The sequence below is a fragment of the Nocardioides sp. F233 genome (assembly GCF_057813895.1).
Genome location: NZ_JBVASH010000001.1, coordinates 500016 through 524109, shown reverse-complemented (window position 1 = coordinate 524109; position 24094 = coordinate 500016). Strand labels below are relative to the sequence as shown.

The following is a 24094-nucleotide window of genomic DNA, read 5'->3' as shown; positions in this document are numbered from 1 at the left end:
AGTGCCTGGGGCGCTGGCCGTCCACCCCGCTGCGCTCCAACTGCGGAGCTTGACGGATGCGCCCGGCCTCGTCGACGACGTCGTGCTTGCTCACGCCCTCGGCATGACCCACAACCTGACCACGACCGCGTTGCTGAGCCCCCGCCTGTGTCATCAGCGCCGCCACGCGCTGCGCGTGCACGCCATCCTGGTCGCACAGCTCGAGCGGGGCCGCGCGGCGTCCGATCTCGCCGTGACCTCGCCCGCCGCGTCGCGGCCGAAGCCGCCCGGGCCCGGCTGGACGACTCGGCGCGCCCGCCTCAATCCGCCGGTTCCGCGCTTCCGCGGCCCGGCGACGGCACCGTGATCGACCGGTTGTTGTTGCCCAGGTCGGCATCGCGGCTGTCGGCACCGACGATGCCGAAGGTGAGGTATGTCGTCTGCGCAGCCTTCACGTCGACCGTCAGCTGGGTGATCCCCGATCCCACCGGGACCAGGTCGGCCCAGGCGATGTGCTGGGCACGCGACGTACAGCCACCAGCACCGGTGACCGCGCCGCTCACGCAGTAGCTGGTCGCACCGACGCCACCGAGCGCGACCCGGACCACCTGGCCGTCGCCGTCCACCTGGATCGTGACCCGCCGCCACGCCGGGCCGGAGGAGGACGGGCCCCAGGTCGGGACGCCCAGCCGAGGGTCACCGGCAGGTGACGTCGGGGTGGTCGGGGCGCTCGGGGTGCTCGGGGTGCTCGGCGTGGTCGGCGTGGTCGGCGGCTGCGAGGAGGTCGGCGGTGCGGCGGGTGCGGCGGGTGCGGCGGCCTTCGACGGCTGCCCGGACACCGGGCTCGGGCCGGGCTGCAACCGGTCGGGGGATCGGCGGCGCGGGGCGTCCGGTGCCGGCACGATCCTGCGGAGCGGCGGGCTGTCGACAGCCGCGGGGTGCACGGCGTCCGGCGCCGGGCGCGTGGAGGGGGGCGCGGGCACCGGGGTCCCCGTGCCGGACGCCACACTGCTCTCGGTCCGGGGCGGCCCCACCGGCGCGGCGGTCTCCTGCGGGCCCGGCGAGCGGACCGCCACCAGGGCGACGCCGGCGACCGCACTGGCGACCGCGGCGGAGGCGAGCACACCGGTCAGGCCCTTGCTGAACGAACCGCTGATGACAGCGCCGATCCCGCCGACGGTCGTCGCCCCGATCGTTCCCGAGGCGGCGACCGACACAGCGATCGGAAGGAGCAGGGCACTCACGTCGCGGCGTGCCTCGCCGAGCTCGAGGACGGCGACCGGGCAGGTGCCGCAGGACCTCAGGTGCTGGTCCACGGCCTCACGTCGGGCGCGTGCGAGGTGGCCGTTCACGTACCCGGGCAGGTGGGTGGCGATCTTCTTGCACTCGACGGAACCGGAGGACTGGGCGTACTGCGCGAGGTAGGCATCGGCAAGCCCGCGGCGGGCCCGCAGTGCTAGGGCTGCGACCGCGTTGGCCCTGATGCCGAGAAGCTCACCGACCTCGCCGTGCGGGATCCGGTCGACCTCGCAGAGCCAGAGAACCTGCTGCCACCGGGCGGGAAGCGCCATGAACGCCTCGCGCACGACGCTGCTCGTCAGGTGCTTGCCCGAGGTGTCGTCCGCGACGAGCAACGGGATCAGGTCTGTCGGCTCGGTCAGCTCCTCCCTGCTGCGGACCCGGATCCGGTTCACGGCCACGTTGTGGACCGTGACGCTGAGGTAGGGCCGGAAGGTCGTGGTCGGCCCACGACCGCTCTTGAGGATCGCGAAGATCCGTTCGAAGGCCTCGGCGACGACATCCTCCGCGTCTCGGTCGCCGACGATCCGCCGGGCCACGGCGAGCGCGTAGGAACGGTGACGGACGAACAGGACGCCGAACGCGGCCTCGTCTCCCTCACGGACCTGGTCCAGCAGCACTTCCTCGGACGTGAACTCCATGACTCCCCCTGGACCGGCGCCCCGACCGCGATGACAGCGGGTCCACCAGCCCGTCCTGATCGGCTTGTGGCCGGGTTGCTTCGATGAACGGACGGTTCCACCAGCACTGCACGCGGGGAGCCACTCGGCGGCGGTGATGGACCGGACCAGGTACGCCGAACGGCCCGAGCGCCCGTGTCGTACCTCTCCTCACCTGACGGTAGGTCGGAAGTCCCGGCCACCGGAGAAAGCCGGGCGAATCCGACCGATTTTGCCACCCGAACGGGGGTCAGGCCTCCTCGTCCTGCAGCGCCACGTCGTCCTCGGCGAGCGCGCGAGCAAGCTCGTCGGCCACCGCCGTGCCGAAGGCCACCACGAGGGCCAGGACGACCAGCAGCTCCAGTGGAGTGGAGACCCGGTGCGGCTCATGCGGGTCCACGGCCCGCCAACGGTCGGCCGCGGTGCCGGACAGGGGCAGGCGGTCACCGGCATGTGCGGAACCAGGGCGATGCGCGCGGTCGGAGTTGTTCCGGACCGGCGAACGCACCCCGCGGCGGCAACGCGCGATCAATCCGTGACGTGGCGCTCCAGCAGTGCCGGCAGCAGCACGGTGACCGTCAGCCCGACGCCGTGGTCGCACGGGAGAACGCTCGCTCCGGGCGGTCGCAGCACGTGCTGCCCGGCCTGGCACAGCCGCAGCTGGCCGCCGGCCCGCTCGGTCAGCCCGGCGACCAGGGCCAGACCGAGCCCGGCGCCGGTGCGGGAGCGGGCCTCCTCGGCGCGGGCGAACCGCTGCGTGGCAGTGGCGAGCAGCGCCGGCGGCATCCCGGGACCGGCGTCGCTGACCGTCAGCCGCACCCAACCCGCAGCCGGCCGGTCGACGACCAGGCGGACCGGCGGAGCACCGTGCCGGGCGGCGTTGTCGAGCAGGTTGGCCAGCACCCGCTCCACCTCGTGGTCGGCCAGGCCGACCGGAGCCGTGGTCGCGAGCAGCTCGACCTCCCAGCCCGCAGCCCCGGCCGGGTCCGCGACCCGGCGCTCCTCGACGACCCGCGTGACGACCTGCGCCAGGTCGCTCCCGCTCTCGCCGACCGGACCGGCGCCCACGTGGAGCAGCTGGTCGGCGAGGCGCGCGAGGCGGTCGAGGTCGATGGCGAGCTCGCTGAGGATGCGTTCGTGCTCCTCGATGGTCCGCTGCCGGCGACGGGCCAGCTGGATCCGCCCGGTGAGCAGGGTGACCGGGGTGCGCAGCTCGTGGCTGGCCTCGGCGACGAACTGGCGCTCCCGCTCCAGGGCCCGCTCCAGGCCGGCGAGCATGTCGTTGAAGGTGTGCCCGAGGCGGGTCACCTCGTCGTCGCGGCCGACCGGGACCTCGAGGCGCAGGTCGGCCGCTCCGGCCGCGATCGCCGCTGCCTGCTGGCGATACCGCTCCACCGGACGCAGCGCCGCGCGGGCCAGCCGGTCACCGACGAACGCCGTGACGAGCAGGGTGCCGAGGCCGGCGACGACGAGCTGGAGGAGCAGCTCCCGCAACGCCTCGTCCTCGCGGTCGCGCCGTACTCCCACCAGCAGCCGGCGCTGGTGCGCCAGCCCCACCACCCGGATCCGGTACGACGCCCGCCCGGTCGAGAGCCGCGCCTCGACGTCGTGCTTGCCGTAGCCGGAGGTGACGAGCATCGGCGTCGTACCGGCTGGTCCGCCGCGGTCGACGACGGCCCCGTCGGGGTCCAGCACCTGCCAGGCGAGCCCGACCGCCTCGGCCGCGTCGCGGTCGCGGGCCGTCCCGTCCTCCCCGACGAGCGGCCCCAGGGTGCTGACCCCGTGGGCGAGCTCGGTGTCGAGCGCGCGGTCGAGCGCGTAGTCGACCCGCCAGTAGACGAAGGCACCCGCGGCGACCAGCACGACGAGCGTCGCGACCGAGAAGCCCGCGACCAGGCGCACCCGCAGCGGCCAGGAGTTCGGACGCACCGGGCTCGCCGGGGTCACTGGTCCCGGTCCGGCGGGTCGAGCCGGTAGCCGACGCCGCGCAGGGTCGTGATCGTGCGGGTCCCGAACGGTCGGTCGATCTTGGCCCGGATCGCGGCCAGGTGCACGTCGATCACGTTGCTGCGCAGGTCGGTCTCGCCGTCCCACACCTCGTCGAGGATGGTCAACCGGGTGACGACCTGGCCGGCGTGCGCAGTGAGCAGGACGAGGATGTCGAACTCCCGCGCCGAGAGCGTGACCTCCTGGCCGGCCCTGCTCACCCGCCGCGCCCCCGGGTCGACGACCAGGTCGCCGACCTGGATCGGCGCCAGGCCGGTCAGGCTGTTGCGGCGGTAGAGCGCCCGCAGCCGGGCGAGCAGCTCGTCGAGGTCGAACGGCTTGGGCAGGTAGTCGTCGGCCCCCGCGTCCAGGCCTTCGATCCGGTCCCTCACCTCGCCGCGCGCGGTCAGCATCAGGATCGGCGTCACCAGGCCGAGACCACGCAGCTGGCGCGCCACGCTCAGCCCGTCCTTCCCGGGCAGCATCCAGTCGAGCAGGGCGACGTCGTACTCCGTACCGGCGAGGAGCCGCTCGTACGCCGTACGCCCGTCGTGGACGACCTCCACGTCCCAGCCGGCCTCGCTGAGCGACTCGTCGAGCAGATCGGCCAGGCGCACGTCGTCCTCGGCGACCAGTACCCGCATCACGGCTCCACGGTAGTGCTCGGACGGCTGCGCCGGAGGCGCCCGAGGACGTGGCGGCCGACGAAGAACACGACGACCGCGCCGGTCAGGACCAGGCCGGCGTTGGAGAGCTGGTGGGCAACGTGCTGCCAGCTGCTGCCCGCGAGGTAGCCGGCCGCCACCATCATCCCGCCCCACAGCACAGCGCCAGTGAGGTTGGCGAGCAGGAAGCGGCGGTACGGCATCCGCCCCATCCCGGCCAGGCCCGGCACCAGCACCCGCAGCGCAACCGTGAACCGGCCGACCAGCACCGCCGCGCCACCGCGCCGCGCCAGCGCGTGCTCGGCCTGGTCCAGCCGCTCGGCCCGCACGAAGCGGCCCACCGTGGAATCGAGGATCCGCCGGCCCCACCGGCGACCGACGAGGTAGCCGAAGGTGTCGCCCGCGGCGGCACCGGCGATGCCCGCGGCCGCCACCGCGGCGACCGGGACATGCCCCTGCCCGGCGACCACGCCGCCGAGCACGAGAGCCAGCTCACCGGGGAACACGAAGCCGAGGAAGATCGAGGACTCGAGCGCAGGCAGCAGGAACACCACCAGGACGGCCAGCCAGGCGGGGACAGCGAGGAGGTGCTCGAGGAGCCCGGTCATGTGCTGACCGTAGGCAGGGGGACATGAAGGCAGCGTGAACCCTCGCTCCGACTGCAGTCATCCGCGACTCCCTGGCTTCCACAGCACCTTCCGAGGACGCCGACCGTAGGTGCAGTGCGGGGTCTAGGGAGTCGCTTCTCCCTGGTAGCGCTCGACCTGGGCCTCGATAAGGCTCGCTACCTCGTCCGCGTCGGCTTCCATGAGACCGCCACCGCCGGTCGAGACCAAGGTCGGCCCGACGAGGGCGAAGTTCTGCAGCAGGGTGTAGCCGTCTGCCGTGATGCGCACCCCCACCGACCTGTCACCGACCTCGGGCGCGGACATCGGGGCGTACACCAGCCTGCTGCCGTCGTACGTCTCACCCGTGCAGGTGCTCAGCGCCTCGGTCAGCGCCTCGAACGCCGCGCGGGCCTCGTCCGCCGACGCATACTGGCGCAGCCCGACACGCAGGATCTCGGACGACACCCCCCCACCCTTGGTGAAGTCGCGTGAGACCGACACCTTCTCGGTGAAGGGCTGCCTGTAGTCACAGAAGGTCTTGGTGGTCTGCTCGCTCGGAGGATCCTGGCTGTAGCCGACCGGCAGGTCGTCGATGGTGAGCAGTGCTGCGTCGAGACGGCTCTTCGGGAGAAGCGCGTACGCAGGCTCCGGAGCAGAGGTTGGAGCCGTCTCGGTCCCAATCGTGGCTGCGGCCTCCGTGGTCCCCGCGCCACGAGTGGACTGCCCCGTGGCGCCGCCTTCAGAGGCGCCCCCGCAGGCCGAGGCGAGGAGGAGTGCGGCAGTGACGGCGCCGGCGGCAGCAAGCTTCACGAGTTCCCCTGTGTTCGGGCCGGGTCCGCATCCTGCCGCAGGAAGTCGGCGCATGTCTCCGGTTCGCCTGATCCCGTGACGGAAACGCGCGAGGGCGTTTGGTCCGCATCCGCAGATCAAACGCCCTCGTGGCTGGCGGTGACGGAGGGATTTGAACCCTCGGTGGACTTGCGCCCACAAACGCTTTCGAGGCGTTCTCCTTAGGCCGCTCGGACACGTCACCGCGGGAGACATTACCGGAGCGGCGGCGAGGGTCCGAAATCCGGGTAGCGGGCCGGTCAGCCGATGTTCAAGGTGCTGCCGCCGGAAGGGACGTAGACGGCGGTGAGCTCGCGGGCCTCGATGACCGAGCCCGTGCCGACCTCGGTCGTGAGCAGGGTGACGGTGTGCGACCCGGCGGTGACCGGTACGACGGTCGCGACGGTGCCGGGAGCGCTGACGCCGGGTGCGACGAACTCGAGCTGGTGGACCGGTGAGGCGAGGCGGCCGTCGACGAGGAGGCGGTAGAGCACCCTGCCGAACCCGGAGTCACCGCCCTCGTCCTCGGCCTGGAGGGTGCCGGTGACCTGGAGGAAGCCCTTCTCGGTGGGGAAGGTGGCGGTGGCCTGCACCCCGCCGTTGTCCGACGCGGTGAGGTGCTGGTCGCTGCCCGCACCCCACACGCCGGCCTCGTCGGCCAGGTCGCTGCTGGAGAGCGACCCGTCCGCGATGTCGCCGCCGGCGAGCGAGCCGTCGCCCACGTCCGCTCCGGTGAGCGAGCCGTCGCCGACGTCCACCCCGGCGACGGAGCCGTCGCGGAGGTCGCGGCCGGTGAGGCTGCCGTTCTTGACCTGGGCGCCGGTGATCAGGGTGCCGGCGACCGCACCGCCGGTGCTGCCGAGGACGGCGACGGCGACCAGGGCGGCGAGGCCGACGGGGGTGGTGCGGGCGGCAAGACGACGGGAACTCATGGGACTTCTCCGGGGGCTCTGGGGAGGGGGACGGGCAGGACGCTAGGCAGCCGCGGCCGGGCGGAGAAGGTCTTCGGGCGCAGTCAGGACGCGGGGACGCGAAGTCGGGACAGCCGTCCTCCGACTCCCCGGGACACGCGTCCCGGAGGGCGATGCAACCTGGATGCAACCTCTGTCCGTCATCGTCGTCCCGAGAGACGCTCGTCACATGGGAGAGACGCCGTGGCTACTGCGCTGATGGACAACCGCTCGCGCGGCATGCGCGCGGAGGTCGCCGCGTCCTGGGAGCGGTCCGCCGCTGCCGGCGTCGAGGTCACCCAGCGCGAAGCGCCGATCGCCCTCGAGACGCCGGACCTGCGCGGGCAGCGCGAGGCGCACGCCCTGGCACGGGTGTTCCCGCTGCTCGACGACGTGCTCGGGCGCGAGGTGCGGGACTGCGGTGCGGTGATGGCGCTGGCCGACGCGGAGGGCACCCTGCTCTGGGTCTGCGGTACGCCGGAGCGGTTGCGCGAGGCGGAGCGGATCGGCTTCGTCGAGGGGAGCAACTGGGACGAGCGGCTCGCCGGCACCAACGCACCGGGGCTCGCTCTGGCCACCGGCCGGGACGCCTTCATCACCCGCGACGAGCACTTCCGCTCGGCGGTCCGCTCGTGGAGCTGTGCGGCAACGCCGATCCACGACCCGGGCACGAGCCGGGTGCTCGGTGTGCTCGACGTGACGGGCGGCGACGCGCTCGTCGTACCGCAGACGATGGCGATGGTCCGCGCGGCGGCCCGCCTCGCGGAGGCCGAGCTCGCCCGGCAGGCGCCCCCGCCCGCACGCGGCGACCGCGACACCGGGCTGCGGATCGTGCTCGAGCTGCTCGGCCACGACGAGGCCCTGGTGACGATCGACGACGGCCGCGGCAAGCTCTCCCGGCTGCGCCTCTCCCGCCGCCACAGCGAGATCCTCGCCCTGCTCGCCTCCTCCCCCGCCGGCCTGTCCGGCGACGAGCTCGGCGTGCTGCTCTACGAGGAGGACGGCGGTACGTCGACCCTGCGCGCCGAGCTCAACCGGCTGCGCGGCCTGCTCGGCGACGAGCTGCTCGCCTCGCGCCCCTACCGCCTCGCCGCGCCGGTCACCGGCGACTGGCTCGCGGTCGAGGCCCAGCTCGCGGCGGGCGACCTGCGCAGCGCGATGCGGGGGTACGGCGGACCGGTGCTCCCCCGCTCGACCGCACCGGGCGTCGTCCGGCTGCGCGAGTCGCTGGCCGCATCCTTGCGCCAGGCGCTGCTGCGCTCGGGCGCTCCCGACCTGATGTCGACCTGGACCCGCTCCGGCTGGGGCCGAGACGACTACGACATGTGGCTGGCCCAGCGGTCCGTCGTACCGGCGTCGTCGCCGATGCGCGCCCTGGTCGAGGGCCAGCTCGCGCGTCTCGACGCCGACCTGGCCTGAAGCCTCGAGGCTGAGTTGGACTACTCCTCCGCCGCGACGACCTTGCCGAGCGCGCGGGCGACGGCGGCGACCTCGGTCGCGGTCAGGTGTCGCGCGAAGTGCTCCTCGATCGCGGAGAGGTACGACGGCGCCGCGGCCCGCAGCCGCTGACGACCAGCGGCGGTGATCGTCGCGTACGACGACCGCTTGTCGTCCGGGTTGGGGACCCGCTCGACCAGGCCCGCGCGCTCCAGCTCGCTGACGACGCGGCTGATCTGCTCACGGCTCAGCACGGCCGCAGCGCCGAGGTCCGACATCCGCAGCCGGCGCTCCGGCGCGGCGTTGAGCACCAGCAGCACGTCGTACCAGGAGATCTGCAGGCCGGCGGCGGCGACCGCCCGCCCGAGCTTGGGTACGACGGCCGCGTGGGCGCGCAGCAGCGCGGCCCATGCGGTGACGCCGGGTTCGTCGTCCGGGGTGCGTGCCATGGGCCCATCGTAGAACTACGTGCGCGCACACGCACCTTGACAAGCAGAATCGGCCCGAGCAATCATGTGCGTGCACACGCACATAACTACTCGAAGGAGAACCTCCCATGGTCAAGGACCTCACCGGCTCCGAGCTCGTCGAGCTCATCGACAGCGGGCACCCGCTGACGCTGGTCGACGCCCTGCCGGAGTCGTACTACAACCAGGCACACCTCCCGGGCGCGATCAACCTGGTCGAGCCGGACGTCGCCACCCGCGCGTCCGTCGTCCTCCCCGACCGCGACCGGACCGTCGTGACCTACTGCTCCAACCGCGCCTGCGGCAACAGCGGTGCGGTCGCCCGCAGGCTCGAGCAGCTCGGCTACACCGACGTCCGCACCTACCCGGACGGGATCCAGGACTGGGTCGAGTCGGGTCGCCCGGTGGAGACGGGCCAGAACGTGGTGCCGGCATGACCGCCACCGACGTCACCACGCACGCACTCCCGACGCCCGGCCGCTGGGAGATCGACCCGGGTCACGCCGACGTCGCCTTCACCGGCCGGCACTTCATGGTCACCAAGGTGCGGGGGCGTTTCACCGACGTCACCGGCACCCTGACCGTCGCCGACGACATCACGCAGTCGCAGGTCGACGTCGTGATCGGCATGGCGAGCGTCAGCTCCGGCAGCGCCGACCGCGACGAGCACCTGCGCTCGGCCGAGCTGTTCGACGTCGCGGCCTTCCCGGAGGCCACCTTCCGCAGCACCGGCGTCGCGTGGGGCGAGGGCCGCAACGGCACGGTCACCGGCGACCTGACCATCCACGGGGCGACCCGCTCGGTCGACCTGGCCGTGCGCTTCGAGGGCCAGGTGCGCGACCCGTGGGGCGGCGTACGCGCGATCTTCTCGGCCTCCACCCGGGTCAACCGCGAGGACTTCGGCATCACCTGGAACGTCGTGCTCGAGGCCGGCGGACTGCTCGTCAGCAAGGACATCGAGATCACGATCGACATCGAGACCGTGCTCGCCTCCTGACGGTCGCACCCGCGCTGCCGGACGGGAGGACGCTCCCGGCCGGCAGCGCAACGAACCTGCAACGTGGCGCTGCCTAGCGTCGTGATCGCCGTCACACCGACGATCCCGACACCGCTTGGAGCAGACCATGACCGTGTACGCCGCCCCCGGACAGCCCGACTCGCTCGTCTCCGTCGCCAGCCGCTACGGCCACTACATCGGCGGCCAGTGGGTCGACCCGATCAAGGGCGGCTACTTCGAGAACATCTCGCCGGTCAACGGCAAGCCGTTCACCGAGGTCGGCCGCGGCACCGAGGAGGACATCGAGGCCGCGCTCGACGCCGCCCACGCGGCCGCCCCCGCCTGGGGCAGGACCTCCGCCACCGAGCGCGCCAACATCCTGAACAGGATCGCCGACGTGATCGAGGCCCACCTCACCGAGATCGCCGTCGCGGAGACCTGGGAGAACGGCAAGCCGGTCCGTGAGACCCTCGCGGCCGACATCCCGCTGGCGATCGACCACTTCCGCTACTTCGCCGGCGTGCTGCGGGCGCAGGAGGGCTCGGCGGGCGAGCTCGACGAGACCACCGTGGCGTACCACTTCCACGAGCCGCTCGGCGTCGTCGGCCAGATCATCCCGTGGAACTTCCCCATCCTGATGGCGGTCTGGAAGCTCGCCCCCGCGCTGGCCGCCGGCAACGCTGTCGTGCTGAAGCCCGCCGAGCAGACCCCGTGGTCGATCCTCAAGCTGGTCGAGCTGATCGGCGACCTGCTCCCGGCCGGCGTCCTCAACGTCGTCAACGGCTTCGGCGTCGAGGCCGGCAAGCCGCTCGCGTCGTCGCCGCGCGTGGCGAAGGTCGCCTTCACCGGCGAGACGACGACCGGCCGGCTGATCATGCAGTACGCCAGCCAGAACATCATCCCGGTCACCCTCGAGCTCGGCGGCAAGAGCCCGAACATCTTCTTCGAGTCCGTCGCCAACGAGCGCGACGCGTTCTACGACAAGGCGCTCGAGGGCTTCACGATGTTCGCACTCAACCAGGGCGAGGTCTGCACCTGCCCGTCGCGCGCGCTCGTGCAGCGCAGCATCTACTCCGACTTCGTGCACGACGCCGTCAAGCGCGTCGAGCAGGTCAAGCAGGGCAACCCGCTCGACGACACGACGATGATCGGCGCACAGGCCTCCAACGACCAGCTCGAGAAGATCCTGTCGTACATCGAGATCGGCAAGGAGGAGGGCGCCAAGCTGCTCACCGGCGGCGAGCGCTCGGTCCTCGAGGGCGACCTCGCCGAGGGCTACTACGTGACGCCGACCGTGTTCGAGGGTGACAACTCGATGCGGATCTTCCAGGAGGAGATCTTCGGCCCGGTCGTCTCGCTGACCGCCTTCGACGAGGAGGCGGACGCGCTCAAGGTCGCCAACGACACCCTCTACGGCCTCGGCGCCGGCGTGTGGACCCGCGATGGCTCGCAGGCCTACCGCGCCGGCCGCGAGATCAAGGCCGGCCGGGTCTGGACGAACTGCTACCACCTCTACCCCGCCGGTGCGGCGTTCGGCGGCTACAAGCAGTCGGGCATCGGCCGTGAGAACCACAAGATGATGCTCGACCACTACCAGCAGACCAAGAACCTGCTGGTGTCGTACAGCCCGGACGCCCTCGGCTTCTTCTGATGGGCCGTGTCGCAGTCACCGGTGAGGCGGCGGAGCTCATCCGTCGCCTCACCGAGGCGCACGGGCCGGTGATCTTCCACCAGTCCGGCGGGTGCTGCGACGGGTCGGCGCCGATGTGCTACCCGGACGGGGACTTCGTGCTCGGCGACGCCGACGTCCACCTCGGCGACCTCGACGTCGGCCTCGACCGCGCGGTGCCGGTGTGGATGTCGAAGGCACAGTTCGCGTACTGGTCGCACACCCACCTCACCATCGACGTCGTCCCCGGCCGCGGCGCCGGGTTCTCCCTCGAGGCGCCGCACGGCGTGCGCTTCCTGGTCCGCTCGCGGCTGCTGACCGACGCGGAGGCCGGGGCCGTTCAGGCCTGACGGCGCAACCGGGCGTCGACGGCGACCGGGCTGAGCACCTCGTCCAACGCCAGGGCGGCGCACCCGACGAGGCCGGCCCGGTCGCCGTACGTCGCCGGGAGGAACTGCAGCTCGCGGGTCGCCAGCGCGGACGACCGCGCGTAGACCGCCTCGCGCACGCCGGCCGCGTAGACGTCGTACGCCGCCGCCATGTCGCCGCCGAGGACGACCGCGCGCGGGTTGAGCAGGTTGATGGCGACGGCCAGCAGCTCGCCGACCATCCGCCCGCTCTCGCGCAGCAGCTGCTTCGCCTCGGGGTCGCCGGCCAGGGCGTGCGCGACCAGGTCGCGGACATGCTCGACCTCGCGGCCCTCCTCGCGCAGCCGCGCGACGAGCGCCCAGCCGGCTGCGATGGTCTCCAGGCAGCCGACGTCCCCGCAGCGGCAGGGCCGCCCGGCGGCCTCGGGCACCTTGGTGTGGCCGAGGTCCCCGGCCGCGCCGAGGGAACCGGCGACGATCCGGCCATCGGCGACGACGCCGAGGCCGAGGCCGGTCGAGGCCTTGAGCACGAGCAGGTCCCGGGCCTGCGCGACGTGGCCGAGGTACTCCGAGCGGGCGAGGATGTCGGCGTCGTTGGCCAGGAAGAGCGGGGCGTCGGCCGCCACGGCGGCGAGGTAGGGCGCCAGCGGGATGCCGTCCCAGCCGGCCATGACCGGCGTGTCGACGCTGACCCCCCGCTCGGTGTCGACCGCACCGGGCAGCGAGAGGCCGATGCCGAGCACGGGTGGGGTGTCCGCGCCGATCAGCCGCGCGAGCTGGTCGGCGACACCCGGCATGACCAGGTCGGGGCCGGCGCCGACCTCGTGGTCGACAGCGGAGGCGGCCAGCTCGGTGCCGCCCAGGTCGAAGACGGCGACCTGGGAGCGGGAGCGGCCGATCGCGACGGCGAGGACCGTGCCGGCGTCGGCGGCGAGGGCGAGGCTGCCGGGCGGGCGGCCGCCGGTGGAGGCGAGGTCGGCGCCGACCCGGAGCAGCCCGGACTCGCCGAGCGCGCTCACCCGGGCGACCACCGCGGTGCGGGACAGCCCGGTGAGCCGGGCCAGGTCGGCGCGGGTCGAAGCCCTGCCTGCGCGCACCAGGGCGAACAGCTCACCTGCCGTCGCCGTGTCGCGACCGACCGGCTGTCGCACCTCCGTCATGCCTGCAGACTCTAAACCCCGTGCACTTTGTTCTGAAAAAGTCATAAGCATGACTTCCATCAGACATCCTTACGCACTAGCGTTGCGCGAGTGACCGCACCCGACCTCGTGCTTCCCCCTTGTGACTTCACCGTGTTCGGCGGCACCGGCGACCTGGCCCTGCGCAAGCTGCTGCCCGGCCTCTACGAGCAGGAGCGCCGCGGGCAGCTGCCCGCCGGCACCCGGATCATCGGCGTCTCGCGCAGCCCCCTCGACGACGCCGGCTACCGCGACCTCGTCACCCGCGCCCTCTTCGACCACGTCGCCGAGGACCACCTCGAGGCCGGAGCCCTGCACCGGCTGACCGCCCGGCTGCACCACCTCACCCTCGACGTCGGCTCCGCCGAGGGCTGGGACCAGCTGCACGGCCTGCTCAAGGACCGGGTTCCGAGGCTCGCTGGCGCTCGCACCTCAACCACCGAGGATCAGGTGACCCGGATCCACTACCTCGCCGTCGCCTCCGACCTGTTCGGCCCGATCTGCGACCGGCTCGACGACCTCGGCCTGGTCACCCCGCAGTGCCGGGTCGTGCTCGAGAAGCCGATCGGCGCCGACCTCGCCTCCTCGCGCCAGGTCAACGACGCCGTCGGTCGGGTCTTCGAGGAGCGGCAGATCTTCCGGATCGACCACTACCTCGGCAAGGAGAGCGTGCAGAACCTGCTCGTCACGCGGTTCGCCAACGTCTTCCTCGAGCCGATCTGGAACTCCCGCTGGGTCGACCACGTGCAGATCACCGTCGCCGAGACCCTCGGCGTGGGCGAGCGCGGCGGCTACTACGACCGGGCCGGCGCTCTGCGCGACATGGTGCAGAACCACCTGCTGCAGCTGCTCTGCCTGGTCGCGATGGAGCCGCCGTCGTACGTCGGCGGCGACGCGCACGACGCCGTCCGCGACGAGAAGCTCAAGGTGCTGCGTGCCCTCGCGCCGATCACCGGCACCGAGGTCGACCGGGCGACGGTACGCGGCCAGTACACGTCGTACGGCACCGAGCTCGGGCACCCCAGCACCACCGAGACCTTCGTCGCGCTGCGCGCGGAGGTGCAGAACTGGCGGTGGTCGGGGGTGCCGTTCTACCTGCGCACCGGCAAACGGCTGGGCCGCCAGGAGTCGACGATCGAGGTGGTCTTCAAGGAGCCGCCGCACGCGATGTTCCCCGACAGCGAGGGCGTCACGACGCCCAACCGGCTGACCATCCGAATGCAGCCCGACGAGGGCATGCAGCTGCACCTCACCGCCAAGCACCCCGGCCCCGGCGGGATCCGGCTGCACCCGGCCTCCCTCGACCTGACCTGGGCCGAGGCCTTCGACGAGCGGAGCCCGGACCCGTACGAGCGCTTGCTCCGCGACGTCATGCGCGGCGTCCCCACCCTGTTCATGCGCCGCGACGAGGTGGAAGCCGCGTGGGGCTGGGTGGAGCCGATCCTCGACCGGTGGCAGCAGTCCGAGGTCGAACCCGTTCGCTACCACCCCGGCACCGAGGGGCCAGCGGCCGCCGAGCGGCTGCTTGCTCGGGACGGCCGCACCTGGCAGGAAGGCACCCGATGAACGAGCTCCACCCCGTCCTGGCCGACGTCACGCAGCGGCTCGTCGAGCGCAGCGCGGCCACGCGGTCGGCGTACCTCGACCGGGTCCGTGCTGCCGCCGTCCGCGGTCCGGCGCGCGGCCGGCTCGCCTGTGCCAACCTCGCGCACGGCTTCGCCGCCGCCGAGGGCAGCGCGAAGACCGAGCTCGCCCGTGGGCACAAGCCCAACCTGGCGATCGTCACCAGCTACAACGACATGCTCTCCGCGCACCAGCCCTACGGCGTGTACCCGCCCGTGCTCAAGGACGCGGTGATCCGGGCGGGTGGGCTGGCGCAGGTCGCGGGCGGCGTACCCGCGATGTGCGACGGGATCACCCAGGGCCGTGACGGCATGCAGCTCTCGCTCTACAGCCGCGACGTGATCGCGATGTCGACCGCGATCGCGCTGTCGCACGACATGTTCGACGCGGCGCTGCTGCTCGGCGTGTGCGACAAGATCGTCCCCGGGCTGCTGATCGGCGCGCTGTCCTTCGGGCACCTGCCGACCGTGTTCGTCCCGGCCGGGCCGATGACCTCCGGGTTGCCGAACGGGGAGAAGGCGCGCGTGCGGCAGGCGTACGCCGAGGGCAAGGTCGGGCGCGAGGAGCTGCTCGAGGCCGAGGCGGCGTCGTACCACTCGAAGGGGACGTGCACCTTCTACGGCACCGCCAACTCCAACCAGCTGCTGATGGAGGTGATGGGCCTGCACCTGCCGGGATCGTCCTTCGTCAACCCGGACACGCCCCTGCGCGAGGCGCTCACGCGGGAGGCGGCCACGGTGGCGGTACGCCGGGCCGCCGACGCCGCCCCGGGGATCGGCGAGCTGGTCGACGAGAAGGTCGTGCTCAACGCCTGCGTCGCGCTGCTGGCCAGTGGCGGCTCGACCAACCACACCCTGCACCTGGTCGCGATCGCCCGCGCCGCCGGGATCCTGCTGACCTGGGACGACCTCGCGGACCTGTCGGCCGTCGTACCGCTGCTGGCGCGGGTGTACCCCAACGGCGCGGCCGACGTGAACCACTTCCACGCGGCCGGCGGGATCGGGTTCCTGGTGCGGACCCTGCTCGATGCGGGGCTGCTGCACGAGGACGTCGAGACGATCGTCGGGCGGGGGCTGCGGCGCTACACCGCGGAGCCCGTCCTCGTCGACGGCGAGCTGTCGTGGCGGCCCGGCCCGTCGTCGAGCCTCGATGTCGAGGTGCTGCGGCCCGCCACCGCGCCGTTCTCGACCGACGGCGGTCTGAAGGTCGTGCGCGGGCCGCTCGGGACCGGTGTCGTGAAGACGTCGGCAGTCGCGGTCGAGCACCGCCTGGTGTCCGCGCCGGCGCGGGTCTTCGACGACCAGCACGACTTCCTTACCGCCTTCGCCGCGGGCGAGCTGGACGGCATCGACCTGGTCGCGGTGATCCGGTACCAGGGCCCAGCCGCCAACGGGATGCCCGAGCTGCACAAGCTGACCCCGGCACTCGGGGTCCTGCAGGACCGCGGGCAGCGGGTCGCGATCGTCACCGACGGCCGGATGTCCGGCGCCTCGGGCAAGGTCCCCGCCGCCATCCACGTCACCCCGGAGGCCGCCCTCGGCGGTCCGCTCTCCCGGGTCCGCGACGGCGACGTGATCACGCTCGACGCCGACGCCGGGGTGCTGACCATCGCCGCCGACCTCGCCGGACGCCCCTCCGTCGGGGCTGCTCCCGCGGGCGAGGCCTGGGCCGGCACCGGCCGCGAGCTGTTCGCCGCCTTCCGCGCCACCGTCGGCCCGGCCGACCAGGGTGCCTCGATCTTCCCCGTCCCCGCTGCTGCTTCCCCGGAGGTGCCTCTTGTCCGCGCCTGACTCCGCCCTCGACCTGGTCCCCGTGCTCCCGGTGGTCGTGATCGACGACCTGGCGACCGCCGTACCCATCGCCCGGGCGCTCGTCGACGGCGGCCTGCCCGCCATCGAGCTGACCCTGCGCACCCCGGTGGCCCTCGACGCGATCCGTCTGATCGCGGCCGAGGTGCCCGAGATCGCGCTCGGCGCCGGGACGATCGTCACCCCCGGCCAGGCGTCGGCCGCGGTGGCCGCGGGCGCGGGCTTCCTGGTCTCCCCCGGCTGCACCCCTGCCCTGCTGGCGGCGATGCAGGACACGGGCGTGCCCTTCCTGCCCGGTACGTCGACCGTCTCCGAGGTGATGGCCGTGCTGTCGGCGGGCATCACGGAGATGAAGTTCTTCCCCGCCGAGGCGGCCGGTGGGGCGCCGTACCTCCGCTCGGTCGCCGGCCCCCTCCCCCAGGCAAGGTTCTGCCCGACCGGCGGCATCACCCCCGCCTCCGCGCCCGGCTACCTCGCGCTCCCGAACGTCGGCTGCGTCGGCGGCTCCTGGCTCACCCCCGCCGACGCCGTCGCCGCCGGGGACTGGGAGCGGATCAGCAAGCTCGCCGCAGAGGCTGCCGCCCTGGGGTGAGCTCGTGCGTCAACCCCGCTGGGAGGCGAAGAAGCCGTCGAGCAGCGCCGCCGACTCCTCGGCGAGCACCCCGGCGAGGACCTCGGGGCGGTGGTTGAGCCGGCGGTCGCGTACGACGTCCCACAGCGAGCCGACGGCACCGGCCTTGTCGTCGTAGGCACCGAACACGACCCGGTCGACCCGGGACAGGACGGCCGCGCCGGCACACATGGTGCACGGCTCGAGCGTGACGACGAGGGTGCAGCCGGTGAGGCGCCACTCGCCGCGAGCGGCGGCGGCCTCGCGCAGCGCGACGACCTCGGCGTGGCCCGTGGGGTCGGCGTCGCGCTCGCGGACGTTGCGGCCGGTGCCGAGGACGACACCGTCGGCGGACACGACGACCGCGCCGATGGGTACGTCGCCCGTGGCGAGCGCGGCGGAGGCCTCGGCGAGGGCGGCGCGCATCGGCTCCTCCCAGCGGGCAAGCGGTGCCCTCACGCGGAGGTGAGGCCGACGGTGTCGTCGAAGAGGTCGCCGAAGCCGAGGCCGCGGGCGATCTCGGACAGCATCTCGTCGGGGTAGAGCTCGTCGTCGTCGAGGATCGCGGCGAGGTCCATCGCGTCGACGCCGAGGTCGCTGAGCAGCTCGAGGTCGCCGGCGGGCTCGGGGTTGTCCTCGTCCTCGACCGGCGGCAGGCCGAGGTGCTCGAGCACGACCGCGGCCACCTCCCACTCGCTCGCGGCGGTGATGTCGGAGAGCATCACCCGGGTGCGTGGCCCGGCGACGCGGACGACGACGAAGAAGTCCTCCTCGACCGCGACCAGGCCGAGGGCCCCGCCGTCACCCGGGAAGCGCCGCAGCGCGGCGGCGAGGGTCTCGACGTCGGTGGCATGATCGGGCGACAGCTCGGCCAGCTGCCACACGCCCTCCTCGCGGTAGGCGGCGAGGGCGAAGTCGACCGATTCGATGGCCGTGCCGCTAGCGGTCATGCGTCAAGCGTGGCACGGGACCGGTCGCAGGGCCAGAGGAATTCGCCCCGGCGGTGGACTGGGGCCTACGCCGGCCCGACCCGGACCAGCAGCTGCTCGGCGAACTGCTGGATCTCCAGCTCGACCTCGGCGCCCCAGTCCCGGCCCCGGGCGAGCGCGGCGACCCGTGGGTCGTCGGCCACCATCCGGAGCTGCAGCCCGTCGCCGGCGTCGAAGAGGGAGACGACGAGATCGGTCCCGGGTTCGACGGCGGCGGTCGCGTCGATCAGGTACTGCCCCCAACGCTCGGCGGTCGCCGAGCCGACGTCCGCGACGCCCGCGCGGATCTTGAGGTTCACGTCGCGCTCGCGGGCGGTGGACAGCGCCTGGCAGATCCATCCGCCGATGTTGACCAGCTCGGGCGGGAGCAGGATCAGCTGGCGCAGGTAGGTCTCCTCGGTGCCGCAGCGCCTTCGCGCCTCAGGGGATGCCGGGTCCAGGGTGCAGCCGAGCTCGCGCAGCAGGCACGCCGCGTCCTCGATCCCGGCAAGCCGCCAGCGCGCCCGGATCAGCGCTGCGACCGCCTGCGCTTCGGCCGTCTCGTCGGCGCGCACCGCCTGCTCGTGCTCGCGGACTGCGCGCGAGGCCATCCGTCCGAGCTTCCGGTTGCAAGCCGCCCAGCCTCCGACCCAGACCAGCCCGGTGGCGCCGACGACCAGCGTCGTCGTCGCCGCGGCCTCGGAGTCGGCGAGCACCAGCGCTGCGGTCACCGCCGTTGCGGCGTACGCCGCCATGCCGGTCCCGACCAGCCGGCTCGACCGGGTCCCGGCCACCAGCACGAAGAGGGAGAAGGACGCCGCGAGGGCCTGCCAGGCCAGGTTGTAGCCCCCGCCGAAGTCGACGCTCCAGCCCGAGATCAGGAAGGTGACCGGCGCGACCACCACCAGCGCCGCGGCCGCCGTCCGGGTCAACCGGCCGTGGCGGCGCCAGCCGCGCCACGACAGCCACGCCGTCGCGAGGACCACGGCACACAGCAGGTAGTCGGGGGTCAGCTCCCCCGGGTGGTTGAGCGCGCCCTCCGCGATCCCGCCGGTGCCCGCCAGCAAGAGCATCAGGAGAGCGCCGATCATCCGGATCTGGTCGACATCATGGCGGAAGTCCGCGCCCTCGGCAGGACCACGAGCGGCGGTCGGTCGCCAGGTCATCGTGGCCCGGACGCCCTCGCCGGGTGCGGTGCGGAGATCGAGGCCGATGCCCTCGTCGGCGAGCCGGTCCCGCACGGAGGACGCGAGCCCCCGCTGCACGATCTGCGCCGGCGCGAAGCCACACCCCTCGTCCCTCACGACGACCCGGACGCCGTGGCCGTCGTCGCCGCGGATGTCGACGCTGACTTCGGCCGCACCCGAGTGCTTCTCCGCGTTGGTGACCAGCTCGCCGATCGCGCCGCCGAGGGCGGACCGGACACCCAACGGCAACCCCTCCCAGAACCCGGCGAGCGGAATCCCCGAGAGGCCGGGCATCACCACTCCGATCGTGCGCCGCGCACGTGGTTCGTCGGGTGGTGCGGGCGCGACGACCCCGAGCGCCGAGGCGCTGATCAGCTGCTCGAGGACCGCGGTGTCGGCGCGGCACCGGTCGCGGACCGCCTCGACGTCGACGACGGCCGAGCCACCGCGGGCGATGGCGGCCAGGGTGTTGATGGCGGTGTCGTGGACCTGCCGCTGCTCCTCGGCGGCCCTTCGCACGGTCGCGGCCTGTGCGTCGAGCCGCACCAGTGCGCGGACCGACTGGTCGTGGTTCTTGTCGACCGACCGGGCGAAGCGCAGCAGGGGCGTGACCCCGGGCTGGCTCACCGCGAGGAGCAGCGGGCCGGTCACCGCAACGGTCAGCGGCACCTGGACGCCGTACGACGGCTGGACGAGGTAGACGCAGACAGGCAGGGCCAGGCACCACAGCACCGAGAAGACGACGTGCGCACGACGCCGCATCGTGAGGCCCTCGGCCACGGTGGCGAAGATGAAGACCTGATAGGTCGCCACGGCGAACGGGGTCGACGGCCCCGTGGTCTGGGCCCAGTCGAACACGAACACGACGTGCTGGATCCGGAACACCCACCACGCCGGCACTCGCCGCGACAGGCACCCACCGACAGCGAGCGCGAGGAGTGCGACGTTCACCATGACCGTGAAGGTGGCATCGTGGTGCCGCTCCGGACCGGCGACGTACGCCGCGACCACGACCGGCGTCCACACCACGATGCCGGCGAGGAACGCCCACCGCACCGCGCGCTCGAAGCTCGAGGTCGCCCACCCACGACGGGTCACGGTGCGCCTCGCTCAGCCGAACAGGGTGGACCGAGCGGTCGGGTCGCCGTGTGCCCCGGGAGCACGAGGAAGGTGCCGGACGCGGTGGTGGTGGCGGCGAACTCCATCATCCGGTCGGACTCGTCGAGGCGCTGCATGGTCGCGGTGAACGCGCGCAGGGTGTTCTGGAAGCTGATGAACAGCAGCCCGCGCTGCCGCAGGCCCACCACGTTGACGGCGAAGGGCTTGGAGTAGTCCTCGCTCATGATGATCGCGCCGAACGACTCCTTGCCGACGACCGCCGCGAAGACGGCGTCCTTGTCACCGCCGTCGACCACGGTGGTGAAGTCGTGCGGCGTGATGCCGGCGTTGGGCACCGTCGTGAACGGCTTGGTCTGGCCGGTCGCGGGGTCGGTCACGTAGATGCCGCCGGCGCCGAGGGGGCCGTAGGCGCCGTCGCGCTTGGCGTAGGCCGCTGAGAAGACGTTCTTGCGGACCCGGTCGTCGGCGATGCCGTAGACGGTGCCGGTGCCGGCCGCGGGGGTGTCGGCCGACTGGACGATCGAGTCGAGGCTCACCGACGTGTAGTTCTTCAGGAACAGGGTGCCGCGCGCGCTGGTGTCGACCGAGTCGCTGTCAACGTGGTTGAACATGCCCGGCTGGCTGGCGTTGGCGACCTGCGGGTTCGACTGGCAGTAGTCGCGCGCGTGCATGAAGCCCGTGGTCACGGTGACGTCGCCGGCGGTCAGGTCGACGAACTCCTGGTTCGACGAGAGCCGGGTCGCCGGCGGGGTGTCGGCCGGGTCGTCGAAGGAGGCGACCGCCGCCGAGTAGTACGCCGCGTCGGGGTTGGCGACGTTGACGCGGTACTTGGCACCGGCCAGCCGCGTGTCGCCGGCGGTCAGGGTCGCCGCACCGCTGGCGTCGGTCACCAGGTCGACGCTGGCACCGAAGGCATCGGTCACGGTGACCGTCACGCCGGCGAGAGGCAGGTCGATCAGCGCGTCCCACGCGCCGTTCGCACCCATGTCGCGGATGACGCGCACGGTGAGCGCGTCGTCACCACTGGCGGCCTGGGCCGGGGCGGCGACCGGGCCGGCCGCGGTGAAGGTCAGGGCGCCCGCGGCCACCGCGGCGAGCGCCGCCAACCTGGCGACCGTGCGGCGTGCGAGCGGAGCGCGCCCAGAAGGTCCTGACGTCACGTCGGGTTCCTCGCTTCTCGACTAGAGGGAGAGGACAAAGCAGAGTGATCCCAAAGATCGTCACGGACGCCGAATAAGAGGGGTGGGGCCACTTGGAACGCATCGGTCGACATGGCCCGAAAATGTCCCCTGAACGGGTGACACGAATCAGAAAGGACTGGCCGGAATCGCCCCTTTCCTGGCCCCCTTTCAGGGGTCAGGGAATATCGGCTCCTACTCGGCCACAGCCTCCGGCGACGGAGACATCAGCCCGTCCCTGATCGCCTCCCGGTTGAGGTCGATCTTGGTCCGCACCGGGCGGCCGACCTCGGCGTACTTCGCCTTCACGCGCTCGAGGTACTTCTTGACGGTGTCCCGCTTCACGCCGAGTGCGACGGCCACGGCGTCGAGGGTCAGCCCGGACGCGTAGAGGACCAGGGCACGTTCCTCCTGGTCACTCAGCCGCGGTCGTTGCGCATCGCCGGCCATCACGCTCGCCAGCTCCGGCGTGATCCACTGGCGGCGCCGGAGGACCGCCCACACCGCAGCGATGATGTCCTCTTCGGTGTCCCGCTTCCCCACGAAACCGGACACTCCGGCCCGGATCATGGAGCGCACGAGGGGCACGGAGGCCATCGCTGAGAGCACCAGCACCCGCAGTCCCGAGCGCACCAGTCGCTCGACGACGGCCGGGTCGGCGTCGCGGCCGCGGTCGACGACGAGATCCAGCACCACCAGGTGCGGGAGCGTCTGCGGGGTGCCCGCCGCCATCCACGCCACGAGCTCGTCGAGCGTCTCGCACGAGTGCACGACCCGCAGCCCGGGCTGGCGCCCGAGGAGCTCCTCGGTCCGCAGCCGTTGCAGCCGATGGTCCTCGACGATCGCCACCCGCCAGTACCCGGGCACTCCTTCGTGCGCCTGGTCCACGAGCACAGCCCTCCCCATCATCACGTCGTAGCCTGAATTCCTGCCCCCTGATAAGCGGACGGATCATGGCACGTCGTCATGACGCGATGTCGGGCACCGAATTCCAATTCCCGACCGCGGACCGGCGAATTCCAGTGTGAATTCACCGACCGAATTCAGCCACCCGCGCCCGGGGCGTCGGGCCAGCTCCCCACCGCGCTCGACTGCCGTCCGGGCATGCGGGTGTCCTAGGCTCACCACCATGCGCATCCTGGTCGTGGATCACCCCCTCGTCGCCCACAAGCTGACCGTGCTCCGCGACAAGGACACCGACTCCCCGACGTTCCGGTCCCTGGCCGACGAGCTGGTCACCCTGCTGGCCTACGAGGCCACCCGCGACGTCCGCGTCGAGCCGACCGAGATCGAGACCCCGGTGGCCCCGACGACCGGCACGCGGCTCGCGACGCCGCGTCCGCTCGTTGTCCCCATCCTGCGGGCGGGCCTCGGCATGCTCGACGGCATGGTCCGGCTCCTGCCGACCGCCGAGGTCGGCTTCCTGGGCATGGTGCGCAACGAGGAGACGCTCGAGGCGACGACGTACGCCGAGCGCCTGCCGGAGGACCTGTCCGGCCGCCAGTGCTACGTGGTCGACCCGATGCTCGCCACCGGCGGCACGCTCGCCGCGGCGATCCGCTTCCTCGTGGACCGCGGCGCCGACCACATCACCGCGGTGTGCCTGCTGGCCGCGCCCGAGGGCTGCGCACGCCTCGAGAAGGAGCTGGGCGACCTCGAGATCCCGGTGACCATCGTGACCGCGGCGATGGACGAGCGGCTCAACGAGAAGGGCTACATCGTCCCGGGCCTCGGCGACGCCGGCGACCGGATGTACGGCATCGCCGCGGGCTGACCCTGGATCTGACTCAGGCGGGTGACCGCGGGGCCGATGGACCCCGCATGACCCGCAACCCGTTCGTCCGGATCGCCGCCACCGGCGCCGTCGCAGCCGTCGCCCTGGCGACCACGGTCCTGACCGGCCCCGCGTACGCCGCCCGGGACCGTGACCACGACGGCATGCCCGACCGGTGGGAGGCCCGGCACGGCCTCGACCCGCGCAGGGCAGACGCCCGCAAGGACGCCGACCACGACGGGCTCACCAACCTGGTCGAGTACCGGCGGCACTCGGACCCGTCCGACGAGGACACCGACGACGACGGGCAGGACGACGGCGACGAGGTCCACGACCGCAGCGGGACCACCCGGCTGCTGCGTGCGGACACCGACCGCGACGGCGTACCCGACGGCGACGAGGACGCCGACCAGGACGGCACGGCGAACGAGGACGAGGACGACCTGCGCGAGACCTGCCGGGCCGATGACGACGACACCGACCGCGACGGGGTCGACGACGAGGACGAGAACGACGCCCCGGAGGTCGACGACGACTCGCTGGACGACCTGACCTCCGACGACGACGTCGACGATGTCGAGGACGAGACGGACGACGACTCGAGCGACCGGTGCGCCTCCCACCGCGGCGGGGACGACTCCGCCGATGACGACACCGACGTCGACGACCCGGCCCTCGACGACTGAACCGCACCGGACGAGGCCGACGTCCACCCCAGTCCCGGTCAGCGCAACCCG

General features: G+C 72.6%; 25 protein-coding genes and 1 tRNA gene. 11 read left to right on the top strand and 15 right to left on the bottom strand.

Annotation, left to right across the window (positions count from 1 at the left end; all coding sequences use genetic code 11):
• Positions 1-49: 49 nt before the first annotated feature.
• A complete protein-coding gene (locus ACZYRU_RS02485) occupies positions 50-346 on the top strand; it encodes a hypothetical protein (protein ID WP_488955495.1) in 297 nt (98 codons plus the stop codon).
• On the opposite strand, the gene ACZYRU_RS02480 is transcribed toward ACZYRU_RS02485, so the two are convergent.
• From ACZYRU_RS02480 to ACZYRU_RS02445, 8 genes are all read right to left on the bottom strand, one after another.
• The gene (locus tag ACZYRU_RS02480) at positions 300-1919 is read right to left on the bottom strand and encodes a sigma-70 family RNA polymerase sigma factor (RefSeq protein ID WP_488955494.1); all 1620 of its coding nucleotides are present in this window, start codon (positions 1917-1919) and stop codon (positions 300-302) included. The two genes, ACZYRU_RS02485 and ACZYRU_RS02480, sit on opposite strands and share 47 nt — an antisense overlap.
• 268 nt (positions 1920-2187) lie before the next feature.
• Positions 2188-2337: a hypothetical protein gene (locus ACZYRU_RS02475; RefSeq protein ID WP_488955493.1), complete on the bottom strand. Its 150-nt coding sequence runs from the start codon at positions 2335-2337 to the stop codon at positions 2188-2190.
• A 128-nt stretch (positions 2338-2465) separates the two neighbouring features.
• Entirely contained in the window at positions 2466-3866 is a 1401-nt protein-coding gene (locus ACZYRU_RS02470; RefSeq protein ID WP_488955492.1) for a sensor histidine kinase, read from the bottom strand.
• A 14-nt stretch (positions 3867-3880) separates the two neighbouring features.
• A complete protein-coding gene (locus ACZYRU_RS02465) occupies positions 3881-4567 on the bottom strand; it encodes a response regulator transcription factor (protein WP_488956235.1) in 687 nt (228 codons plus the stop codon).
• The gene (locus ACZYRU_RS02460; protein WP_488955491.1) at positions 4567-5196 is read right to left on the bottom strand and encodes a DedA family protein; all 630 of its coding nucleotides are present in this window, start codon (positions 5194-5196) and stop codon (positions 4567-4569) included. Before ACZYRU_RS02460 ends, ACZYRU_RS02465 begins: the two co-directional genes overlap by 1 nt.
• A 123-nt stretch (positions 5197-5319) precedes the next feature.
• Positions 5320-6006: a hypothetical protein gene (locus ACZYRU_RS02455; RefSeq protein WP_488955490.1), complete on the bottom strand. Its 687-nt coding sequence runs from the start codon at positions 6004-6006 to the stop codon at positions 5320-5322.
• Between the two features lie 133 nt (positions 6007-6139).
• Positions 6140-6229, bottom strand: a tRNA-Ser gene (locus tag ACZYRU_RS02450).
• 55 nt (positions 6230-6284) lie between these two features.
• Positions 6285-6956, bottom strand: coding sequence for a hypothetical protein (locus ACZYRU_RS02445; RefSeq protein ID WP_488955489.1), 672 nt, complete (start codon positions 6954-6956; stop codon positions 6285-6287).
• Between the two features lie 222 nt (positions 6957-7178).
• Here ACZYRU_RS02445 and ACZYRU_RS02440 point away from each other — a divergent pair, with 222 nt between their 5' ends.
• Positions 7179-8393, top strand: a complete 1215-nt coding sequence (locus ACZYRU_RS02440; RefSeq protein WP_488955488.1) for a GAF domain-containing protein — start codon at positions 7179-7181, stop codon at positions 8391-8393.
• Between the two features lie 20 nt (positions 8394-8413).
• Here the strand turns inward: ACZYRU_RS02440 and ACZYRU_RS02435 are convergent, their stop codons facing one another.
• Positions 8414-8860 carry a MarR family winged helix-turn-helix transcriptional regulator gene (locus tag ACZYRU_RS02435; protein ID WP_488955487.1) on the bottom strand — a complete coding sequence of 149 codons (447 nt, stop codon included), beginning with the start codon at positions 8858-8860 and terminating at the stop codon, positions 8414-8416.
• Positions 8861-8967: 107 nt separating this feature from the next.
• Here ACZYRU_RS02435 and ACZYRU_RS02430 point away from each other — a divergent pair, with 107 nt between their 5' ends.
• The 4 genes from ACZYRU_RS02430 (at position 8968) to ACZYRU_RS02415 (ending at position 11894) form a co-directional block, all read left to right on the top strand.
• Positions 8968-9315 carry a rhodanese-like domain-containing protein gene (locus ACZYRU_RS02430; protein WP_488955486.1) on the top strand — a complete coding sequence of 116 codons (348 nt, stop codon included), beginning with the start codon at positions 8968-8970 and terminating at the stop codon, positions 9313-9315.
• Positions 9312-9875 carry a YceI family protein gene (locus tag ACZYRU_RS02425; protein WP_488955485.1) on the top strand — a complete coding sequence of 188 codons (564 nt, stop codon included), beginning with the start codon at positions 9312-9314 and terminating at the stop codon, positions 9873-9875. The genes ACZYRU_RS02430 and ACZYRU_RS02425 overlap by 4 nt, the downstream gene beginning before the upstream one ends.
• 127 nt (positions 9876-10002) lie before the next feature.
• A complete protein-coding gene (exaC, locus tag ACZYRU_RS02420; protein ID WP_488955484.1) occupies positions 10003-11526 on the top strand; it encodes an acetaldehyde dehydrogenase ExaC in 1524 nt (507 codons plus the stop codon).
• Complete coding sequence (locus ACZYRU_RS02415) at positions 11526-11894, top strand: DUF779 domain-containing protein (protein WP_488955483.1); 369 nt, start codon at positions 11526-11528, stop codon at positions 11892-11894. Before exaC ends, ACZYRU_RS02415 begins: the two co-directional genes overlap by 1 nt.
• Here the strand turns inward: ACZYRU_RS02415 and ACZYRU_RS02410 are convergent.
• Positions 11885-13072 (bottom strand): ROK family protein, encoded by a 1188-nt coding sequence (locus tag ACZYRU_RS02410; RefSeq protein ID WP_488955482.1) that lies wholly within the window; start codon positions 13070-13072, stop codon positions 11885-11887. The two genes, ACZYRU_RS02415 and ACZYRU_RS02410, sit on opposite strands and share 10 nt — an antisense overlap.
• A gap of 90 nt (positions 13073-13162) precedes the next feature.
• Here ACZYRU_RS02410 and zwf point away from each other — a divergent pair, with 90 nt between their 5' ends.
• Genes zwf through eda form a run of 3 tightly spaced genes read left to right on the top strand, consistent with a single transcriptional unit; the run spans position 13163 to position 17113 of the window.
• Positions 13163-14656, top strand: coding sequence for a glucose-6-phosphate dehydrogenase (gene zwf / locus ACZYRU_RS02405; RefSeq protein WP_488955481.1), 1494 nt, complete (start codon positions 13163-13165; stop codon positions 14654-14656).
• Positions 14653-16503 (top strand): phosphogluconate dehydratase, encoded by a 1851-nt coding sequence (gene edd, locus ACZYRU_RS02400; protein ID WP_488955480.1) that lies wholly within the window; start codon positions 14653-14655, stop codon positions 16501-16503. Before zwf ends, edd begins: the two co-directional genes overlap by 4 nt.
• Positions 16490-17113: a bifunctional 4-hydroxy-2-oxoglutarate aldolase/2-dehydro-3-deoxy-phosphogluconate aldolase gene (eda, locus tag ACZYRU_RS02395; protein ID WP_488955479.1), complete on the top strand. Its 624-nt coding sequence runs from the start codon at positions 16490-16492 to the stop codon at positions 17111-17113. Before edd ends, eda begins: the two co-directional genes overlap by 14 nt.
• Before the next feature lie 9 nt (positions 17114-17122).
• Here the strand turns inward: eda and ACZYRU_RS02390 are convergent, their stop codons facing one another.
• The 5 genes from ACZYRU_RS02390 to ACZYRU_RS02370 all read right to left on the bottom strand — a co-directional run bounded on the left by ACZYRU_RS02390 (position 17123) and on the right by ACZYRU_RS02370 (position 22471).
• Positions 17123-17557 (bottom strand): nucleoside deaminase, encoded by a 435-nt coding sequence (locus ACZYRU_RS02390; protein ID WP_488955478.1) that lies wholly within the window; start codon positions 17555-17557, stop codon positions 17123-17125.
• 29 nt (positions 17558-17586) lie between these two features.
• Positions 17587-18081, bottom strand: coding sequence for a tRNA adenosine deaminase-associated protein (locus ACZYRU_RS02385; RefSeq protein WP_488955477.1), 495 nt, complete (start codon positions 18079-18081; stop codon positions 17587-17589).
• Between the two features lie 65 nt (positions 18082-18146).
• Positions 18147-20384: a sensor histidine kinase gene (locus ACZYRU_RS02380; protein ID WP_488955476.1), complete on the bottom strand. Its 2238-nt coding sequence runs from the start codon at positions 20382-20384 to the stop codon at positions 18147-18149.
• On the bottom strand, positions 20381-21565 hold the full coding sequence (locus ACZYRU_RS02375) for a hypothetical protein (protein WP_488955475.1): 1185 nt from the start codon (positions 21563-21565) through the stop codon (positions 20381-20383). Before ACZYRU_RS02375 ends, ACZYRU_RS02380 begins: the two co-directional genes overlap by 4 nt.
• A gap of 213 nt (positions 21566-21778) precedes the next feature.
• Positions 21779-22471 (bottom strand): response regulator, encoded by a 693-nt coding sequence (locus ACZYRU_RS02370; RefSeq protein WP_488955474.1) that lies wholly within the window; start codon positions 22469-22471, stop codon positions 21779-21781.
• 241 nt (positions 22472-22712) lie between these two features.
• Here ACZYRU_RS02370 and upp point away from each other — a divergent pair, with 241 nt between their 5' ends.
• Positions 22713-23357 carry a uracil phosphoribosyltransferase gene (upp, locus tag ACZYRU_RS02365; protein WP_488955473.1) on the top strand — a complete coding sequence of 215 codons (645 nt, stop codon included), beginning with the start codon at positions 22713-22715 and terminating at the stop codon, positions 23355-23357.
• Between the two features lie 47 nt (positions 23358-23404).
• Positions 23405-24043 (top strand): hypothetical protein, encoded by a 639-nt coding sequence (locus ACZYRU_RS02360; protein WP_488955472.1) that lies wholly within the window; start codon positions 23405-23407, stop codon positions 24041-24043.
• The last annotated feature ends 51 nt before the right edge of the window (positions 24044-24094 follow it).

Coding starts and splice junctions, on each gene's coding strand:
- ACZYRU_RS02465 (WP_488956235.1), bottom strand. CDS start 4,567: ATGCGGGTACTGGTCGCCGAGGACGACGTGCGCCTGGCCGATCTGCTC.
- ACZYRU_RS02360 (WP_488955472.1), top strand. CDS start 23,405: ATGACCCGCAACCCGTTCGTCCGGATCGCCGCCACCGGCGCCGTCGCA.
- ACZYRU_RS02460 (WP_488955491.1), bottom strand. CDS start 5,196: ATGACCGGGCTCCTCGAGCACCTCCTCGCTGTCCCCGCCTGGCTGGCC.
- ACZYRU_RS02445 (WP_488955489.1), bottom strand. CDS start 6,956: ATGAGTTCCCGTCGTCTTGCCGCCCGCACCACCCCCGTCGGCCTCGCC.
- ACZYRU_RS02415 (WP_488955483.1), top strand. CDS start 11,526: ATGGGCCGTGTCGCAGTCACCGGTGAGGCGGCGGAGCTCATCCGTCGC.
- edd (WP_488955480.1), top strand. CDS start 14,653: ATGAACGAGCTCCACCCCGTCCTGGCCGACGTCACGCAGCGGCTCGTC.
- ACZYRU_RS02435 (WP_488955487.1), bottom strand. CDS start 8,860: ATGGCACGCACCCCGGACGACGAACCCGGCGTCACCGCATGGGCCGCG.
- ACZYRU_RS02425 (WP_488955485.1), top strand. CDS start 9,312: ATGACCGCCACCGACGTCACCACGCACGCACTCCCGACGCCCGGCCGC.
- ACZYRU_RS02480 (WP_488955494.1), bottom strand. CDS start 1,919: ATGGAGTTCACGTCCGAGGAAGTGCTGCTGGACCAGGTCCGTGAGGGA.
- ACZYRU_RS02410 (WP_488955482.1), bottom strand. CDS start 13,072: ATGACGGAGGTGCGACAGCCGGTCGGTCGCGACACGGCGACGGCAGGT.
- ACZYRU_RS02390 (WP_488955478.1), bottom strand. CDS start 17,557: ATGCGCGCCGCCCTCGCCGAGGCCTCCGCCGCGCTCGCCACGGGCGAC.
- ACZYRU_RS02430 (WP_488955486.1), top strand. CDS start 8,968: ATGGTCAAGGACCTCACCGGCTCCGAGCTCGTCGAGCTCATCGACAGC.
- upp (WP_488955473.1), top strand. CDS start 22,713: ATGCGCATCCTGGTCGTGGATCACCCCCTCGTCGCCCACAAGCTGACC.
- exaC (WP_488955484.1), top strand. CDS start 10,003: ATGACCGTGTACGCCGCCCCCGGACAGCCCGACTCGCTCGTCTCCGTC.
- ACZYRU_RS02385 (WP_488955477.1), bottom strand. CDS start 18,081: ATGACCGCTAGCGGCACGGCCATCGAATCGGTCGACTTCGCCCTCGCC.